This window comes from Pseudoalteromonas sp. 2CM39R, from assembly GCF_023161845.1.
Genome location: NZ_JALNTM010000004.1, coordinates 140,905 through 158,868 on the forward strand (window position 1 = coordinate 140,905; position 17,964 = coordinate 158,868).

Below are 17,964 nucleotides of genomic sequence, written 5' to 3' on the forward strand. Positions count from 1 at the left end.
TTAATACGCCCTGCTCATTGAAAAACTAATACTTTTTATCTTGTTTAATTGCTAAGTTGGCCATTAGATAAATAAAGTATGATGTGTTCTTTATGGTTGATAATATAAGCACCATAATTGGTGCTTATATTATTTTTACTGTTAGGTGTTATAACTCAAAACCATGCAGCATTTTGTCACACACGACAGGTGTTGGCCTGTGGTTATCATCAACAGCAACAAAGGTAAAGCTGCCTGTAATAGCAGAGTGCTTGTTATCTTTGTGCATAGTTTCTAGGAATATTTCAACATCCACTTTTAAACTGGTATTCCCCACATGCGATACCTTTGATATCAACTCAGCAAATGAACCAGCAGGAATAGCTTCTTTAAAATCGACTCTATCTGATGAAATAGTTACTAATGGTTTACGGCAAAAACGGGTGGCAGCTATAAAAGCAACTTCATCCATCCATGCTAATGCGTCACCACCAAATAGCGTATTATGATGGTTAGTACGCCCAGGAAATACGGCCTTAGTTACCGAAGTGGTCGAATCTTTTATACGTTGCGCAATAATGGCTTCGCGCTCTACTTGAGTCATAATCTCTACTTTTTGTTAGCTAATGTGTCTTGCATTAATAATGCAGGGTCAAGGCGTTCACCTTGCCAATTAAATCGCCAATCTAAATGCGGCCCAGTTACACGGCCCGTAGCACCTATTTCAGCTACCTTTGTACCTTGTTCAATCTTCTGCCCTACTTTTACATCAAGCTTACTTAAATGAATATAAGTAGAAGTAACCCCATGCCCATGATCTAAAATCAAAGTACCACCAGAGTAATATAAATCTGGTTCAGCAAACACCACGGTTCCGCTGATCGGTGCATACACAGGTGAACCTGTTTTGTTTGCTATATCTAAACCAAAGTGTGGCCTGCGAGGTTCGCCATTAAAGTAACGTTGGCTACCATAAACACCTGAAATGCGCCCTTTTGCAGGCCTAAGTACTGGCTCTAAAAAGTATTCTAAATCAGAGTTAACAGCCCGTGCTTTTCGAACTGCGATCGCTTCACGGCTTATACGTTCACTTACTGCTTTTGGCGGCGATACGTATTTTTTAGCAACACCGGTAATTTTATCTATATCGTAATCGCGAAGAGTAATAACTAAATCTTGGCTGTGGCCTTTACCGGTTTTATCTACCCAGCTTAATGTATGTACAGGTTTTGCATCACGGCCAAAACCAAATACAAATAACCCATTATCAGCAAGTTTTAACGACTTACCATTGAGGCTTACCGACTTAGCGTTATCTAATTGCCCTGTTACTAGGCCGCCTTGAGTTAAATGCCCTTTTAGCTCAAGCGCTATAGCACTAAAGCTAGTTGATACAATTAACGCCGAAACTAATAAGGATTTAAGCATAACTAATCGACCCCTTTCCAACACCTTCATAGGCGGTAATTTTAACGTCTTTTTCTGGGTGCTCTAATTTCACTTGGCTGGCAATGTAGTCAGCAATACATTCTACCGTGGTATCAATTGGTAAAATGTCGCAACGTGATTCACTAATAGCCATTTCAAAGTAACCTTGCGCCGCAGTATACGCAAAACAAACATCATCACTTTTAGCTGAGATATGTTTTAATTCAGAGGCGTTTATTTGATCTTCACTAGTTGCTAAGTAAATATCACGCCATTTATCAGCCCACTGTTTTTGCAAACGAGGCATAGAAATACCGCCAAGGCTTATACCAATTTGTGAGCGATGACCATGAATAATACGCTGGCAATTACCATCATGCTTTTTAAGGCCATGGCTATAGTGGTAATAAAAGCTCTGACTGTGCTCAGGCTTTAACACCAACTCAATCTTTTCAATATTATCAGGAAGCTGTGGCAGTATTGTGGCAACTAAGTACTCTGTTACTGATTCAACGTTAATCTCATCAGTATCTATTAAGCAATATGCTTGATGAGGTGCACTCATTGCAAGGTGCTTGTTATCAGCAAATGTACAATCTAATGTTTTGTGATCAGCAAACTCGTTGATGCTGCCGTTTATGTTGTTAGGGACAGCTAAACGGTGATCTATACACTCATCAATAATGCCTTTAATTTGCTTTTTAACTAAGCCAAAGTCTAAAACCATAGACTCTTCGTTTAGTTTGCCATGTAAAGTCAAATCAACAATCCAACTTTCGCCAACTGCACCGCGTTTATTGCATAAGTAAGAAAAATCAATCACAGTGAGTGAGTTAACAAAAAGGGTCATAAATTTCCTTTAAACTGATTAAAAGTCAGCCCCAATTATAATGATTTCTGTTAGTAATTGCGCGGTTTAATCATACTAAAATCAGTTGCATTTACTGATTGCTTATAATTAAACCATTTTTTAACTGCTCCGAGTTGTTTAGCGTACAAGTGTACGCTAAAGTACGGGGCAATTTCTAAGCAAAGATAAAGTGTTATGGAACCTAAAAATAGCTATACAAAAGAAGATTTGATCCTTTGTGGTCAAGGTGAAATGTTTGGTGAAGGAAATTGTCGTTTGCCAAGTGACAACATGTTAATGATGGATCGTATCATTTCAATTACCGATGACGGTGGTGAACATGGTAAAGGTCAAATAGTTGCAGAGCTAGATATCGACCCTAGCCTTTGGTTTTTCGACTGTCATTTTAAAGGCGACCCAGTAATGCCTGGTTGTTTAGGCTTAGATGCTATGTGGCAACTTGTCGGCTTTTTCTTAGGTTGGTCTGGTGGTCCTGGTCTTGGTCGTGCACTCGGTGTAGGTGAAGTTAAATTTACCGGTCAAATATTGCCAACAGCTAAAAAAGTAACCTACCGCCTAGACATGAAACGCGTTATTAAGCGTAAATTGTTTATGGGTATGGCTGATGGAACCGTAGAAGTAGATGGCCGCGTGATCTACGAAGCAAAAGATTTAAAGGTAGGCTTGTTCCAAGATACCAGCGCGTTTTAAGTTTAAAACACGCAACAAAAAGGCCTCCATTTGGAGGCCTTTTTGCTTTAATTCGTTATGAGTTTATGTTTTATACATATTGCGATTTTCTATTGCCTCGCGCCAACCACCAAGCCACTCAGACTTAGGATCAACTTGTTGATAAGGGCAGTGCTCTTTTGAGCGACCAGCTAAACCTGCTTTAAAACCTTGAGAATGAGCTCTTTCTAAACGATCTCTTTTCTGTCTCTTCATCGGTAAAATCCTCACCTTTATATTTATATTTTTGTAGCATAAAGTTCATCTACATTTAATAAATAGCCAACAAAAATGTTTAATTCAAACACAAAATACAATTAATTTGTTTGACTTTAACTAAGCTGCTGATGCAATGATAAATTAATTAAAAAATAAATTTACTGCTCAAACTTAGTCAACTTTAACCTATATAACTTTATTTAAATGTTCCGACATATCGGCTCAAAAACACATAAGTGTCATATTTGTGACTGGCAACATAAGCTAAAGTTCCTCATTAATTTGTAATCGAAAAATGAACAGATTTCGTTGTTTTAAAAAGATTGCAAATAAAAGCTTGATTATTTAAAACCGATCGGTCTAATATAAGTTATGAATAAAATATCATCAGTTACAAATAGGCGTGGCCGCCCACCCAAAATAGCCAGAGACAACGCAGACACTAAAGCGTTGCTCCTTCGTGTGGGATTAGAAACCCTCACTGAGTTTGGTTTTAGTGCCACAGGGCTCGACACCATATTAAAAAAAGCCAAAGTCCCTAAGGGCTCGTTTTATCATTACTTTAAAAATAAAGAAGCATTTGGCTTAGCTTTGGTTGATGCGTACGACACGTTTTTTATAGCTAAACTTAAGTTTTATTTAGAGCAACCTGAAGTACCGCCCCTAGAACGCATTGTTAACTTTACCCAAAGTGCTATAGCTGGGATGCAAAAATATGATTACAAACGCGGTTGTTTAGTAGGTAATTTAAACCAAGAACTCAATCATTTAAGTGACGAGTTTAAAATACGCCTAATGCAGAGTTACCATGCTTGGCAAGCACAGTTAACACAGTGCTTAGACTTGGCTCAACAGCAACACACTATTAAAACTGATGTTGATACTACACAAATGAGTGAATTTTTTTGGATTGGTTGGGAAGGCGCAGTAATGCGAGCTAAACTAACACAATCAAGCAAACCACTGACTTTATACACAGAAATGTTTTTACGCGCATTAATTAGGGTCTGTTGATCTTTCAAGGTTAAATTTGCAGCAGTCTGTTTGGTATTTAGGCAAGGCAGAGCCTATGTGGTGTGGTTATTCCCCATAAATAGGCGATAACGCAGCATTAATGCCAAACAGGCGCTGCCCTTTGGGTTCTGCCTAGGGGCGATTTACTCTTTGTTGCTCGGTTTTTACTTAGCCCACTAGGTTACAAATCTCGCGCCGCAATTAAATCGCCCCTAATTTGAACAAATTTTAATCTACAAAGATCATCAGACCCTGTTGATGCATTTTTTATTATCAATTTAAAGACGATCGGTCTAAAAGGAAATCTAATGAGCAATCCTATTAAAGCTATTGTTATAGACAAGCAAGACGACGACTACAGTGCCACTTTAAGCAGCATAAACAGTGACGATCTACCAAACGAAAATGTATTAATTGACGTACTGTACAGTACCCTAAATTACAAAGATGGCTTAGCCATTACTGGCAAAGGTCCTGTAGTTCGCAGCTTTCCTATGGTACCTGGCATTGATTTAGTCGGTACAGTTACTAACAGCGACAGTGAAGAATTTAAAGCTGGTGATAAGGTTATTTTAAATGGCTTTGGTGTCGGCGAAAAACACTGGGGTGGCCTAGCCCAAAAAGCGGCTCTTAGCAGCGATTGGTTAATTCCCCTACCCGCCAACTTATCAGCTAAACAAGCTATGCAAATTGGTACTGCCGGTTATACGGCAATGCTAAGCGTAATTGCCCTTGAAAAACAAGGGATCACTCCTGACTCAGGTGAAGTGTTAGTCACCGGTGCTAATGGTGGCGTAGGCAGTTTTGCTATTTATTTACTAAGCCAGCTAGGTTATCAAGTAACCGCAGCAACAGGTCGCATGGAACAAGCTGACTATTTAAAATCATTAGGTGCAACTAATGTAATTGATAGGAACGAGTTTTCAAACCCAGGTAAACCACTGCAAAAAGAACGCTTTGCTGCTGCAATTGATTCTGTAGGTAGTCACACACTTGCTAATATTTGTGCCTCACTTAAATACGGTGGTGTAGTAACAGCTTGTGGGCTTGCACAAGGTATGGATTTGCCAGCGTCTGTGGCGCCATTTATTTTACGTGGTATTTCTTTGATGGGTATTGATAGCGTAATGCGTCCTAAAGCGGATCGTGTTGAAGCATGGGATCGTTTAGCATCCCTAGTTAGTAGCGATTACTTAGATAAAATTTCGACCGAAATCACACTTGATCAGGTTATTGAAAATGCCGAACAGCTCATGCAGGGCCAAATTCGTGGTCGTGTTGTGGTTAATTGTCAAAGTTAAGCATTTTTGCTATTAAACTCTCGTTATTAAATTTATAATACTGGCCGTATTTTTAATAACGAGAGAGCACCTATGAGCAACCAAGAACTTTTCAGTAATAACCCACTGCAAGGCGTTAAATTAGAGCAAGTGGTTGAAGAACTGGTTGAGCAATATGGGTGGGAACTCCTGCATGCCTACTTACAACTCAACTGCTTTAAAAATAACCCTGACATTAAATCAGCAGTTAAATTTTTACGTAAAACCGAGTGGGCACAACAAAAAGTAGATAATTTCTATTTGTACCGCCTTAAAAACTTACCACGCCCAGATGACGTACAATACGAACTACCGCCACGCGACCGTATTATCCCTGAGGGTGATAAGCCGGGTGAACCATGCGAGTTAAGTTTTTCTGATGCTAAGCGTATTCAAGAGAAAAAAGCAGCCAAACAACGTGCCCGTACTCGTAAACAACGTTCAAATTCAAGTAACCCTTGGGGTAACTAAGCTAATTTAATAAAAGAGCTAACTTTATTGTTAGCTTTTTTGTTTTTGCTTATTGAGGAAATTAATAGCCTCGGTGTTTCCAAAAGTCGTCTTCAGTTTTGGTTTTTTCATTGATTAGATTAAATGTCTTATCAGCAATGATTTTACCTGCTAAAGACAAGGTCATGCGCCAGTCACCTATTTTATCTTCTATAGGCTCCCACACGGTGTCGCCTAAATAAAACGACCAATCGTTATCTTTAACATACACTGTTCCCTCAAAAGGCTGCATCACTTCGCCATCGGCATCTATAATACCGGGGTGATAAATACAATAATGTAGCTTTTCGCCTTTGGCTTTTTTGATATTTACTATTAGGCCAAATTCCACATCAATACACGCGGTTACCTTTGTGGTGAATTGCGTGATTTGTGGTAACGATTTACTGGCTTTGTCCCAGTTGGAATATATACCGTAACTTTCTAATGTAATTTGTGGTTTAGATTTTGCCATTTAACTTTCTATTTTTTCTTTCTATTGTTAAGCCACCAGCCTCAGCGAGTGACTTATTAATTAAGTAGTTGTTTTGGATTTTTAGGATAATAATTGCTGGGTTGCTGCTCGCATAAACTAAACTCGCGAGTATTTTTATACGGCAACTTCATAAAACCAGCGACCCCAACATCAGTTATATTAACAGCGTACTGCATGAGTTTATTTAGCAAACGTTTAAATTCAACTTCTTTACTAGCATCGAGTAATCGATAGTAATGGTGAATTTTCATCCTATCTGGTAGTGCTTCAAAAATAATACAACCCGTATGATGTATCTGGTTTAGCTCAAATACACATTTAATCACCTTTTTAGGCAGTTGCAGTTGCTCATCGGGATCTTTACCATCTTCAAAATATGAGTGCGGACGGGTTACATCGCTGGCTTTTACATTAACCACTTCATAGTCAAGCTCAGGTAACTGGTTAAATTTAAACGCACCGGTGCCATCGCGTTCTAGCTGAATCGTTTTACGGGCATCAAATAAACAACACTTAAATAAGCCTTTTTGACTAATCGCTTGTGCCAGCATTACAGTATTATTTACCGCATCAGTAAACGCGGTGGCTAAAGCTTCATCGTGCATAATAAGTGATGACTCAACATACAAAGAATCATCTTTCCAATGAAAACTCAGCCCCCCTACTACTGGGTATTTCGCTAAGCGACTAATTGAGGCTAAAAACGCTTTTTCGGTATCTCCGGTATCAAATAAAAATTCTTTATAATACCTATCTAACTGGGCATCGTTAACATCGAGTAGTTGTTGTTTATGATCGGCTTGGCGTAAAAACTGTTTTCGGGAACTATATACAACGGTTTCGGGCTCAGGATCTTGGCTAAACCAAAAAGGAATGCGTGCTTTAGTGTCTTGCTTTGGTAGCTCTGGTAAAAATGCTTTTGCCATAGTTTCTATGTTACGCATAAAATAGTCGCCGGCTTTATCCCTTACACTACGCTCTTTTGAAAGCATGCCGTCAATTACATTCGCCAGCTCTTTAGGGAGCATTAAACTACTGGCCGGAATAGCCTGAGCGCCAAATCGACAAGACTGAGCCGATGCAAGTGCATACAAAGTTGATGCAACCCCCTGCTCATCAAAACGAGGGGATGACTTTTCGCCAGACATTTGCGCATCACCAATAAAATACACATCACCCATTCGCGCGTTAGTGGTGCTTAAATCACCCGACATTAAATCCATAAAATTACTGGCAATAGGGTTGCCTTGTTCATCTACTTGGGCATATACCGAACTTCCCCAATCAACCAATGAAAGCTGCTTGGCTTTTTCATCCCACACCAAGTTAGAGGGTTTAATATCGCCATGCACAATAGGTTGTGGGCTTAATCCATTTTTATGATGGCGTAAATCAAGCAACACATTTCTCAATTTTACCGCTAAGTTCATTATTTTTGCGGCAGATAACCGCCCTTGCTTAAGTGATACTTTTTCAAGGTCTTCACCTACTGCACGGGCCATCATTAAAATGCCCTGTTTTTTAATCCGCTCAAAGCCATAAAATTTTGGTATTAGCGGATTATCAATTTGAGACAGCATATACGCTTCGTCTTCAAGGCGATCTCGTACACTTTGTGCCAGCGTTATTCTTGAAAATTTAAACACCCACTGCAGGCCATGTTCATCATCACCCGCAAAAACAAAGCCAAACGCACCAGAGCCAATCATTTCAACATTTTTATAACCAAGTAGTGTTAGCTGTTTAATACAAATGTTAAGCCATTGACGATGCTTTTTAGCATCACGGTGCGATAACAAATAAACAGACTGTTCTTCGTTAATATAAAAGTTGCGAATTTCTTTTGCTTTCAATGCATGTACTCAAAATAATAAGGTGTAAAAACGCCCTTCGATTATTAGTTTTATATAAAGAGATTACAATAGCTTATAGCTTTGTTTTTATCTGCAGTTATAAATATGATTGATAAAAACATAAATAATAAAAAATATTGCATCCAATATCCTGTTCTGGCCGTTGCTTAATGACATCTAATTAAAGAATAATGATTTAAAGGACTTTAAGCGTGAAGAAACTAGCATTTATAACATTAGGAATTTTACCGTTTAGTTATGCACAAGCAAGCATAGAGAAATTAACCGTTTACGGACACAGAGATAGCCTAATTGGCGAGTCTATTAGTGCCTCAAGCGGTATTATTGGGCAAGGCGAGATTCAACAACGTCCTATGTTAAGAAGTGCAGAATTGTTGGAACTGATCCCAAGTATGGCAGTAACTCAACATAGTGGCTCAGGAAAAGCGAATCAATACTTTATAAGAGGCTTTAATTTAGATCACGGAACAGATTTCGCCACTAATATTGATGGTATGCCAATAAATTTACCTAGCCATGGGCACGGTCAAGGCTATACCGATTTAAATTTTATTATTCCAGAATCTATATCAAGCATTAATTATCAGAAAGGATCTTATAGCGCTACCCAAGGAGACTTTTCATCAGCTGGGAGCGCAAATTTTAATCTTATAGATACACTAACTCATCAACAAGTAAGTCTTAGTATTGGAGAAGATAACTACAAGCGAGCCACAGTACTCGCTTCAACTGATGTTACAAAAGGTAAACTAATGGCCGCAGCTGAGTGGCAAGGATACTCCGGTCCATGGGATGATATTAATGAATCTGTTAATAAAAAAAACGCACTCCTTCGATATGTTGGCAAAGCATTTAATGGCGATTTTACCCTCAGTGCTATGGCCTATGACAACAGCTGGAATTCAGCTGACCAAATCCCTAAGCGCGCAGTTTCTCAAGGGTTAATTTCTCAGCTTGGCTCTTTAGATACGTCATTAGGTGGCAATTCTAGCCGCTATAGTTTATCGACCGTTTGGCAAGGTGAAAACCTAAAGGTAAATGCATACGCAATAAGTTATGACTTAGATTTATACTCAAATTTTAGCTATTTTTTAAATGATCCTGTTAATGGCGATCAATTTAACCAAAAAGACAGTCGTAAAGTATATGGTGGCGAATTTAATTATCAGTTTGATACCAAAATGCTAGCTATTAACATGCAACATACGGCAGGCTTAGCACTTCATCATACCAACATTGATAACGTTGGCTTATATAACACAAAAAAAAGAAAGCGATTATCTACAGTAAGACAAGACGATTTAAATCAAACTAGTTACTCAGCCCATTGGGGATCAAAGCTTTTTTTAAGTACCAATCTAGAAGCAAGCTTAGGTATTCGATACGACTACTATAACGTTGATGTTAATAGCAATATTTCAGCTAATTCGGGTAGTCAAAACGATGATTTAGTGAGTTTAAAAGCTAGTTTAAACTACCAATTTACCGATTTAGTAGCCGCCTATGCTAATTGGGGTCAGTCATTTCATTCAAATGATGCTCGTGGAGCAACAATTAATGTAGACCCTGTTACATTAGATAAATCAGAGCAAGTAGATTTACTGGTAAAAAGTGAAGGCGCTGAAATTGGTTTAAGGTTTGCTGAACCAAAAACATTTAACTTATCGGCTGCATTATGGTGGTTAAACCTCGACTCAGAACTTCTATTTGTTGGCGATGCAGGTAATACAGAGCCTAGTGATGCCTCTGAGCGCTATGGTATAGAAATGAGCGCCTATTATTGGGTTAATAATAGTTTTAGTCTTGATGCTGAAGCATCATTTACCCACTCTCGTTTAAGCATAAATAATGTCAAAAACTATATAGAAGGTGCAGTACCCGTTGTCGCAAGCGCTGGCTTAAATTGGCATTTAACAGAACAATGGCAGTCATCGTTACGTATTCGCCATATAGGTAAACGCACATTAACAAGTGACGGAGAAAAACGCTCGGAGCCATTAACCGTAGTTAATAGCTCTATAAGTTATCAGCAAACTCATTGGCAAGTAGAGTTTGAGTTACTGAATTTATTTAACAGCAGAGACCATGATATTGATTATTATTATTCATCGCGCTTACCTAATGAGCCCATTGATGGCGTTGAAGATAATCACTTTCACCCTATAGAGCCAAGAACTGCCCGATTAAGTTTTAGCTTATTATTTTAAATTCCGCCTCTGACAATAAAAACGAATGAAAATGATTTATAGAGCGAAAATAACAGAAAAAAGTAACTATATCGTTGTTATTTGCTGTTTCACCGTATCCTACTTAACTACAGTAGGCTAAATAAGGTAAAACACCCCTTTAAATTATTCTTAGGTTAAAAAATGAAACGTATTATAAAAGCCTCTTCAATCGCGCTTGCACTGGGTATGTGTATTAATGCACAAGCAGCAGACTTTAATTTTTCTACAAAAGTAGACAGCGACGCAAATACGCTGGTTGTATTTTATAGCCAAGATGGCAGCAACAGCCAATTTAAAACACTTGATAAACAATTTGATGGCCAATTACAACGTGTTATCGATATAGAAAACTTCACTGGCGATTACGCAAAAGTCGCGCAACTTGTCGCGCCAAGTAAAAGTAACTACAGCCGTATTTTGGTTGTAGGTACAGGTAAAGCAGACGAATTAAATAAAGCAAAAGCGGCTAAGTTAGGTGGTAATATTCATGCTCGCCTAGTTAAAGCTAAAGCAGGCACAGCCAGCGTTATTTTTGATGATGTAACTGGCGCAAATGATAATGCTGCGCTTGCTGCTAATTTTGCCCATGGTGCAAACCTACGCGATCACCGTTTTGAAAACTACAAAAAAGAACCAAACACTGAAACAGTTAGTTATACGTTTGATGTTGATAACACCAAGCAAACTCGCAAGCTTTACAGCCAATTAGAGAGTGTTCAAGCAGGTGTATTTTTAGCACGCGATTTAACCTCAGAAGTGGCTACAGAAATGACGCCGGTTGATTTTGCCAATGCAGCAAAAGAGTTAGCGTCGTTAGGGGTTACTATCAAAGTGTTAGAGCCTAAAGAACTAAAAGAGCTAGGCATGGGCGCATTAGAAGCTGTAGGTAGAGGTAGCCAGCAAGGTGCACGTTTAGTAGTAGCTCATTATAAAGGCTCTAACGATGCCCCTATTGCTCTTGTTGGTAAAGGTATTACGTTCGACTCAGGTGGTTACAGCATTAAAACCGGTGCGTCTATTGCACGTATGAAATCAGACATGGCCGGTGCTGCTGCAGTGCTTGGTACTGTAAAAGCAATGGCGTTAGCTAAAGCCGATAAAAACGTCGTAGCCGTTATGGGCATGGCAGCTAATATGGTGTCGCAATTTGCTGTAGCTCCTGGCGATGTTGTTCGCACAGCTGAAGGCTTAAGTGTAGAAATTTTAAATACCGATGCTGAAGGTCGTTTAGTACTAAGTGATGCAATGTGGTATGCACGTGAGCACTACAAACCAGAGATCATGATTGATGTTGCAACACTTACCGGTTCTAAAATTCGTGCTGTTGGTAATGAATACGCAGCGGTATTCTCTGATGATGACACGCTAGTATCGCAACTTACCCTTGCAGGTAAACAAGTAAACGAAAACCTATGGCGCTTACCATTAGGTTATAAAGATATGTTGAAGTCTGACATTGCTGATATAACAAATGTAGGTTCAGGTGGCCCTGGTGCAACCACAGCCGCTACTTTCTTAGAGCATTTTGCTGGTGAAACCCGTTGGGTGCATATCGATATTGCAGGTAATGCCTTAGTGAAAAAAGGTAAAGATGAGCTTTCACCAGGGGGAACGGGGTTTGGTGTTCGCTTATTAAGCGAATGGTTATTAGCTAACTAATTGTTTATTAATACTAATAAAAGCGCCAAAGTAGGTTTACTACTTTGGCGCTTTTTGTACGAAAACGGTTTTATAGAGCTCAATACATCACTATTAATAAATCCTTAAAAGTGTGTCTATTATTTGATTTTGTTTGATTTATAATCAAAGATAGAAGGAACAATTAGTAACGAGGTCAAAGGAATGAAAATATCCTACCTGCTCTACAGCATTTTTTATTTAAGCATTTGTTTTCTTTTCTATTTTGAATAGCTCTCCACCATTGCTGCAGCAATTATAGTGCTGTTATCTGCAATTTTTTATATAAAACCAGCAAAATCTGAATCAGCAAATAACAATTCGTCACTAGGTGCCGTGCAGTCGTTCAATAACAAAATTGCACAAAACATTACCAAAGCCACCTCAAAAAATGCCATAGGCGCAGCTGAAGTGTCATTTTATGTTGATAGCTTATCTAAAGAAATAGACGCTTGTTATAACGAGAGTGAAACTGTCGGGCGTGCCACACACGAGCTTTCACAAAATAGTACTGAACTCAGTGACAGCATGACCACTATTAATCAAGCAATGGTACAAACAGCGCAAGCCTCAAGCTCTGCCGATAGCCGCTTACAAACGGCCACCAGCCAAATTGATTCGTTATCAGGCTCTATAGATAAAGTCGCCCAGCAATTAGATTTATTATTAAAAAGTGCCAGTGATATACAAAGCATTACCCAAGTTATTCAAAACATTGCAGAGCAAACCAATCTACTTGCTTTAAATGCAGCCATAGAGGCCGCTCGTGCAGGTGAGCAAGGTCGTGGTTTTGCGGTTGTTGCCGACGAAGTGCGTAATCTTGCAAATAAAACCAATGAAGCAACCAAACAAATTGCTGACATGCTCACAGACATTAACGCCAACAGTATAAAAACCAATGAAGATATGAAGCAGGTTTCACAGCAAAGTATTTCTGTAAAATCAGAGCTTGAAAACGTGACTCAATCCTTTTTAACAATTAACCAAGATATTGGTGCCTCATCTACCGCGCTTGATAGTATGCATCAGTCTGTTTCTGCATTTCAGCATGCAACCACACAAATAAATAGCTCAGTCACTAGCATCAGTAGTTTATTGGGCGAAGTTACTAAAAAAGGCAGTACAATTTCTCAGCAAGCGTCTTCTTTATCGCTGGGATCAGAATCAATATTTAGAGAGCTTGAAAACATAGAGTATGACGCATTCTTTAAACCAATCCTGATATCGGCTAAAAACGCCAGTAAAGCAATTGGCGAATGTTTTGAGGGTTGGATCCAAAGCGGAAAAATAACCCAGCAACAACTTTTTTCGCAAAACTATAAACCCATCGAGAATACTAATCCAACCAAGTACACAACCGATTACGATAAACTTACAGATCAATCACTGCCGGCTATACAAGAACCAATACTGGAAAATAAAGACATAATTTTTGCAGGAGCCGTTGATACAAAGGGCTACTTTCCTACTCATAACAAACGCTATAGCCAAGCCCTAACCGATAACTTTGAAAAAGATTTAGTAAACAACCGTACTAAACGTATTTTTAATGACCCGACAGGAATTCGCTGTGGTAGCCACACCGAAAGCTTTTTATTACAAACCTATAAACGTGATACCGGTGAAATACTGCATGACCTTTCGGTGCCAATTTATGTAAACGGTAAACATTGGGGCGGGTTTAGAATAGGGTTTAAGAGTACAACTCATTAATTAATATAAAAAGGGAGACACATGGTCTCCCTTTTTATAGATGATGTGTTTATTTTTTAGAAAACAGCATACGTTTAAAGGTATTATCAGCCAAAATGTAATGATGAAATAATGCAGCCGCCGCATGTAAGCCTATTACGTAATACCCCACTTCGCCCGCTGTTTCGTGTATTTCTTTAATGGTTTTACCAAGCTCTTTGTTTTCACTTGCCAATGGAGGCAACTCTAAACCAAAAAATGGCACAGGTTTACCTGCCATACTTAATATTAACCAACCCGCAATTGGCATAGCAAACATAAACACATACAGCGCAAGGTGTACAAATTTAGCTAACTTATTTTGCCACTTTGCAGGCTCAGGTTGTATGGCAGGTGCTGCACCACCCACTACACGCGCAACTACCCTCACGCTTACTAAGGCTAAAACCGATAAACCCAACATAAAATGCCACATTTTAAAGGCATCACGCGTTTCGGTACCCTTTTCAAATAATTCACGAAGTTCAATACTGCCGTACACAGTGACAATTAAAATAAACATCAACCAATGCAAAGCAACAGAAAGTGTATTGTAATGAGTATCTGTATTTTTAAAATTCATAATACCTCCTAATAAACGCATTAAAGTTAAAAGCCACTTATGCGTATGAGTATACATTTACAGGCTAACCTTTAATCACTCACTGTTTAATGATCTAAAACATAAAATGAGTTACTAATTCAGTTCAATGATTTAATGATTCTGGAATTTAAGTATTAGTTACAATAACTGAACAAGCTTAAAATAAACTTAAATAGTCGACATAAAAAAACGGCAACCTTAAGTTACCGTTTTAAACAATTAACGTGTTTTAAAAATAATAAACAGCAGCAAATGAAAGAGTATCGAGAACGACGAGTGATTTATACTAGCCAAAGCTTGAAGAATTGGCTCTTATGATGCCTAAAGTCAAGATTTGCCCCCTTTGGTTCATTGATGTCTGAAGTCAAGATTTGACCCCTTTGATTCTATGATGTCTGAAGTCAAGATTTGACCCCTTTGGTTCATTGATGTCTGAAGTCAAGATTTGACCCCTTTGATTCGTTACGCATTAGCTACCCGTTTGTTTCTTCCATTGCATAATTGACTCATGCACCAAACTCAATAATTCTTTGTCTTGAATATTACGTGGATGCATTGGGTCAGATTTTTGCATTATTACCTCTGCTAGGTTGTACGAGAAGTCAGAGCCTTGGTTTTTGTAATGCATCTTTTCGGAACCATTGAGTTGGACGGTAACAGAAAAACCTACTGGGCCACGACTGCAATTAACATCAATATAATACTCACTATCCATTTCTAGTAGGAAGTAAAATGCTCTGTGATATTCGACTACTTTCATCATTCCGTGAGCTTCATTTTAAACATAACGCCCAAAGCAGCGGCGCGTTTACTCGTCCGACTGACTTTGCTTGTTAGATGCTTCTTGCTTAGCCAAAGCAACTAGATTCAGTGTTTTATGTCTATCAGTAACGCGAATAGGATAAGTATCATAAACATGTTTGATAAATGAATCCCAATACAAATTTTTCGTTTCACTGATTACACTATCTATAATATTACGTTCTTCTTCGTTAAGGCCTTTTTCAAATTTAGCGTCACTTTTTATAGAAAAAAGAGTTTTTGAATCCCCATACATCGTTGATGTAGAAACCACATCAAACCTTGGATCTTTTAGCGCAGAATTAACAACAGCATCAACGTAAGGTCCATAATTATGGAAGTACCATTCAATTTTAGTTAACTGCTTATTGTTTCTCTGGGCAGCCTTCCAGTCAGCCAAGTAAACAAGTTTAGTCACCCTAGCTTTAGATAATTCATCTTTGTGTGGATATTTTGCACATACATAGGCGGTAACATCTTTGATTCTAGCCATTTTCTAAATCTCCATCAGGGTTCAGAATCTCGTCTAGCTTTCCTTTATGCTGGATATATTTGGCTATATCCCCATTTTCCTGAGAAATGAGTTTTTCAAGCCTTTCCCGACTGAATGTATCAGGCTCAGTGCTTTCTAAAACAATGACAGCCATTTTGGTTCTATCAGGACCACGAACAGCCATAGCGAAATAGTCTCTAGTTGGCATTCTTGTTGTAGAACTAGGCAAATTGGCACCGTGCTGTGCTAATTCTTTCTCGAGTTGTTGGTTATAGCTCTGTGTAGAGAAACCATGCTGTAGCGATACATGTGCAATACCATCATTGAGCCACGCAGCGCCTACAATGCCTTCATTATCAGGTATTCTAAGCCTCCCCCCATGCTCGAATCGAGATTGAGCAGCATGCCTAAAAATTCTCTGTAAGTGGTCATCATTTGTATGTCTATAAATTGTCACCCTGCAGGTACGATCATAGGCATCATCTGTAGACACAAAAATAGATTGGATAATATAACCAATTGCTTCATAGTAGTTCCGTTGGGTTTCACCATGGTTACTTTTCTCAGCCCTATATTTCGCTTCCAAATCATCATACATATTAATTTTATTTTGATTTCTAAACCCGCCAAAACCGCCAACCAATCCAATAGCTAACGCTAATGCGGTATATGGGACAGGCTTAGTAAAAGATAGTGCATTATGTGATGTAACATCCCAAAATGAGGCTGTACTTATGGGTTTTTGTTGATTCTTTGGCAATGAGTTAAAACTAGAGATGTAGTCCTTTTCTCCTTGGCTGTACCAACCACTAAACCATAAAGAACAAACAGAGATCCCAACAACTCCTATGAGCTGAAACATTGGGAAAGCGTAAGCTCTCAAAATATTCGACATCAATTACTCCAATATTGATTTTTTCTGTGCATCTAACAGCTTATTGAACACCACTTTTGGGGGTTATAAAACCCCAAAACGGCGTATATTAACATGGCTCAATAATTCCACTAAATAACTTCAATGTAAACAAGTTATTACGCAAGTTATAAAATTATCGATGTTAAAATATACCAAAACGACTTTTAATAATGTTATTGGACAAAACACCATTAACTGTCTATATATACAGTGTCCTTTTTTATTTGAATATCGTTTATGAAACCCCTGTTTCTAACCATGATTAAATTATAATGGTGCGATTTAAAACAAAAAAGCACAGCCAAAAGAGCTGTGCTTTCAATAATTAAACTAGATCTAACAAAGTTATAAACGTATGCCGCCGTCTATCTCTACTACACGGCCAGTGAAAAAGTCGTTTTCGATAATATACTGAGCAGTATGGGCTATTTCAGCGGTTTCACCTAAGCGCCCTACGGGTGTTACAGCAAGCATGCGCTGTTTGGCTTCTGGCTTCATTACATCGGTCATGGCGGTGCTAATAACACCCGGGGCAATGGCGCCAACGCGAATACCAAAACGGCCAAGCTCTTTAGCCCATGTAGTGGTGAGTGCCACAACACCGGCTTTTGAGGCAGCGTAATTTGTTTGACCAATATTACCCGCACGCGCTACGCTCGACATGTTTACAATTACGCCGCCTTTGCCTGATTCAATCATGTGGCTTGCAGCTTCGCGCCCTGCTAAAAATACACCTGTTAGGTTAACGTCAATCACTGATTGAAATTGATCAAGCGACATTTTTTTAACCACTTTTCCGTCTTTGGCTTTTATAAACATGCCATCGCGTAAAATGCCGGCGTTATTAATTAATACCCCAATGTGACCAAAGTCACTATTAATGGTATTAAATACGTCTTCAACTTCGCTCTCTACCGTTACATTAGCGCTGTAGCCTTTAATAGTGCCTGTTACGCCTGCTAATGCAGATAGTTGCTCGGTTGCTTCATTTAATTGGGCTTGCGCCATATCAATTAAGGCAATATTAGCGCCCATTAAGGCAAACTTTTGCGCCATAGCAAAGCCTAACCCTTGTGCGCCACCGGTAATAACTACGGTATTATTTTTTATTTCCACA

18 protein-coding genes are annotated in these 17,964 nt (G+C 38.7%); 7 read left to right on the plus strand and 11 right to left on the minus strand.

Translation table 11 applies throughout. The annotated features are described in order from the left end of the window. Positions 1-148: 148 nt before the first annotated feature. The 3 genes from MTF66_RS11040 to MTF66_RS11050 are packed head-to-tail and all read right to left on the minus strand — an operon-like array spanning position 149 to position 2,257. Entirely contained in the window at positions 149-583 is a 435-nt protein-coding gene (locus MTF66_RS11040) for an acyl-CoA thioesterase (RefSeq protein WP_008114650.1), read from the minus strand. A 5-nt stretch (positions 584-588) separates the two neighbouring features. Continuing rightward, positions 589-1,407, minus strand: a complete 819-nt coding sequence (locus MTF66_RS11045) for a M23 family metallopeptidase (protein WP_248527248.1) — start codon at positions 1,405-1,407, stop codon at positions 589-591. Continuing rightward, positions 1,400-2,257, minus strand: a complete 858-nt coding sequence (locus MTF66_RS11050) for a 6-carboxytetrahydropterin synthase (RefSeq protein ID WP_248527249.1) — start codon at positions 2,255-2,257, stop codon at positions 1,400-1,402. Before MTF66_RS11050 ends, MTF66_RS11045 begins: the two co-directional genes overlap by 8 nt. 195 nt (positions 2,258-2,452) lie before the next feature. Here MTF66_RS11050 and fabA point away from each other — a divergent pair, with 195 nt between their 5' ends. Continuing rightward, entirely contained in the window at positions 2,453-2,968 is a 516-nt protein-coding gene (gene fabA, locus MTF66_RS11055) for a bifunctional 3-hydroxydecanoyl-ACP dehydratase/trans-2-decenoyl-ACP isomerase (protein ID WP_010389976.1), read from the plus strand. Positions 2,969-3,031: 63 nt separating this feature from the next. On the opposite strand, the gene rmf is transcribed toward fabA, so the two are convergent. Continuing rightward, a complete protein-coding gene (rmf, locus tag MTF66_RS11060) occupies positions 3,032-3,202 on the minus strand; it encodes a ribosome modulation factor (RefSeq protein ID WP_008114656.1) in 171 nt (56 codons plus the stop codon). A gap of 375 nt (positions 3,203-3,577) precedes the next feature. Here rmf and MTF66_RS11065 point away from each other — a divergent pair, with 375 nt between their 5' ends. From MTF66_RS11065 to MTF66_RS11075, 3 genes are all read left to right on the plus strand, one after another. Beyond that, on the plus strand, positions 3,578-4,219 hold the full coding sequence (locus tag MTF66_RS11065) for a TetR/AcrR family transcriptional regulator (RefSeq protein ID WP_248527250.1): 642 nt from the start codon (positions 3,578-3,580) through the stop codon (positions 4,217-4,219). A 308-nt stretch (positions 4,220-4,527) separates the two neighbouring features. Continuing rightward, positions 4,528-5,520 carry an MDR family oxidoreductase gene (locus MTF66_RS11070; protein ID WP_248527251.1) on the plus strand — a complete coding sequence of 331 codons (993 nt, stop codon included), beginning with the start codon at positions 4,528-4,530 and terminating at the stop codon, positions 5,518-5,520. Positions 5,521-5,592: 72 nt separating this feature from the next. After that, positions 5,593-6,009, plus strand: coding sequence for a VF530 family DNA-binding protein (locus MTF66_RS11075; protein ID WP_008114664.1), 417 nt, complete (start codon positions 5,593-5,595; stop codon positions 6,007-6,009). A gap of 61 nt (positions 6,010-6,070) precedes the next feature. On the opposite strand, the gene MTF66_RS11080 is transcribed toward MTF66_RS11075, so the two are convergent. Together MTF66_RS11080 and MTF66_RS11085 are read right to left on the minus strand one after the other, a co-directional pair. Next, positions 6,071-6,502, minus strand: coding sequence for a DUF3859 domain-containing protein (locus MTF66_RS11080; RefSeq protein ID WP_248527252.1), 432 nt, complete (start codon positions 6,500-6,502; stop codon positions 6,071-6,073). Between the two features lie 56 nt (positions 6,503-6,558). Beyond that, entirely contained in the window at positions 6,559-8,376 is a 1,818-nt protein-coding gene (locus MTF66_RS11085; RefSeq protein WP_248527253.1) for a phosphotransferase, read from the minus strand. 212 nt (positions 8,377-8,588) lie between these two features. Between MTF66_RS11085 and MTF66_RS11090 the strand changes: the two genes are divergently transcribed. The 3 genes from MTF66_RS11090 (at position 8,589) to MTF66_RS11100 (ending at position 14,015) form a co-directional block, all read left to right on the plus strand. Further along, entirely contained in the window at positions 8,589-10,604 is a 2,016-nt protein-coding gene (locus MTF66_RS11090) for a TonB-dependent receptor domain-containing protein (RefSeq protein ID WP_248527254.1), read from the plus strand. Positions 10,605-10,766: 162 nt separating this feature from the next. Then, on the plus strand, positions 10,767-12,284 hold the full coding sequence (locus MTF66_RS11095; protein WP_248527255.1) for a leucyl aminopeptidase: 1,518 nt from the start codon (positions 10,767-10,769) through the stop codon (positions 12,282-12,284). 279 nt (positions 12,285-12,563) lie between these two features. Beyond that, complete coding sequence (locus MTF66_RS11100; protein ID WP_248527256.1) at positions 12,564-14,015, plus strand: methyl-accepting chemotaxis protein; 1,452 nt, start codon at positions 12,564-12,566, stop codon at positions 14,013-14,015. A gap of 49 nt (positions 14,016-14,064) precedes the next feature. Here MTF66_RS11100 and MTF66_RS11105 read toward each other — a convergent pair whose 3' ends face one another. The 5 genes from MTF66_RS11105 to MTF66_RS11125 form a co-directional block, all read right to left on the minus strand. After that, complete coding sequence (locus MTF66_RS11105; RefSeq protein ID WP_248527257.1) at positions 14,065-14,616, minus strand: cytochrome b; 552 nt, start codon at positions 14,614-14,616, stop codon at positions 14,065-14,067. Between the two features lie 490 nt (positions 14,617-15,106). Beyond that, entirely contained in the window at positions 15,107-15,400 is a 294-nt protein-coding gene (locus tag MTF66_RS11110) for a hypothetical protein (protein WP_248527258.1), read from the minus strand. Positions 15,401-15,445: 45 nt separating this feature from the next. Next, positions 15,446-15,931 (minus strand): Panacea domain-containing protein, encoded by a 486-nt coding sequence (locus tag MTF66_RS11115; protein WP_248527259.1) that lies wholly within the window; start codon positions 15,929-15,931, stop codon positions 15,446-15,448. Beyond that, positions 15,924-16,826, minus strand: coding sequence for a hypothetical protein (locus MTF66_RS11120; RefSeq protein ID WP_248527260.1), 903 nt, complete (start codon positions 16,824-16,826; stop codon positions 15,924-15,926). The genes MTF66_RS11115 and MTF66_RS11120 overlap by 8 nt, the downstream gene beginning before the upstream one ends. Before the next feature lie 366 nt (positions 16,827-17,192). Beyond that, complete coding sequence (locus MTF66_RS11125) at positions 17,193-17,963, minus strand: SDR family oxidoreductase (RefSeq protein WP_008114682.1); 771 nt, start codon at positions 17,961-17,963, stop codon at positions 17,193-17,195. Position 17,964 lies beyond the last annotated feature (1 nt).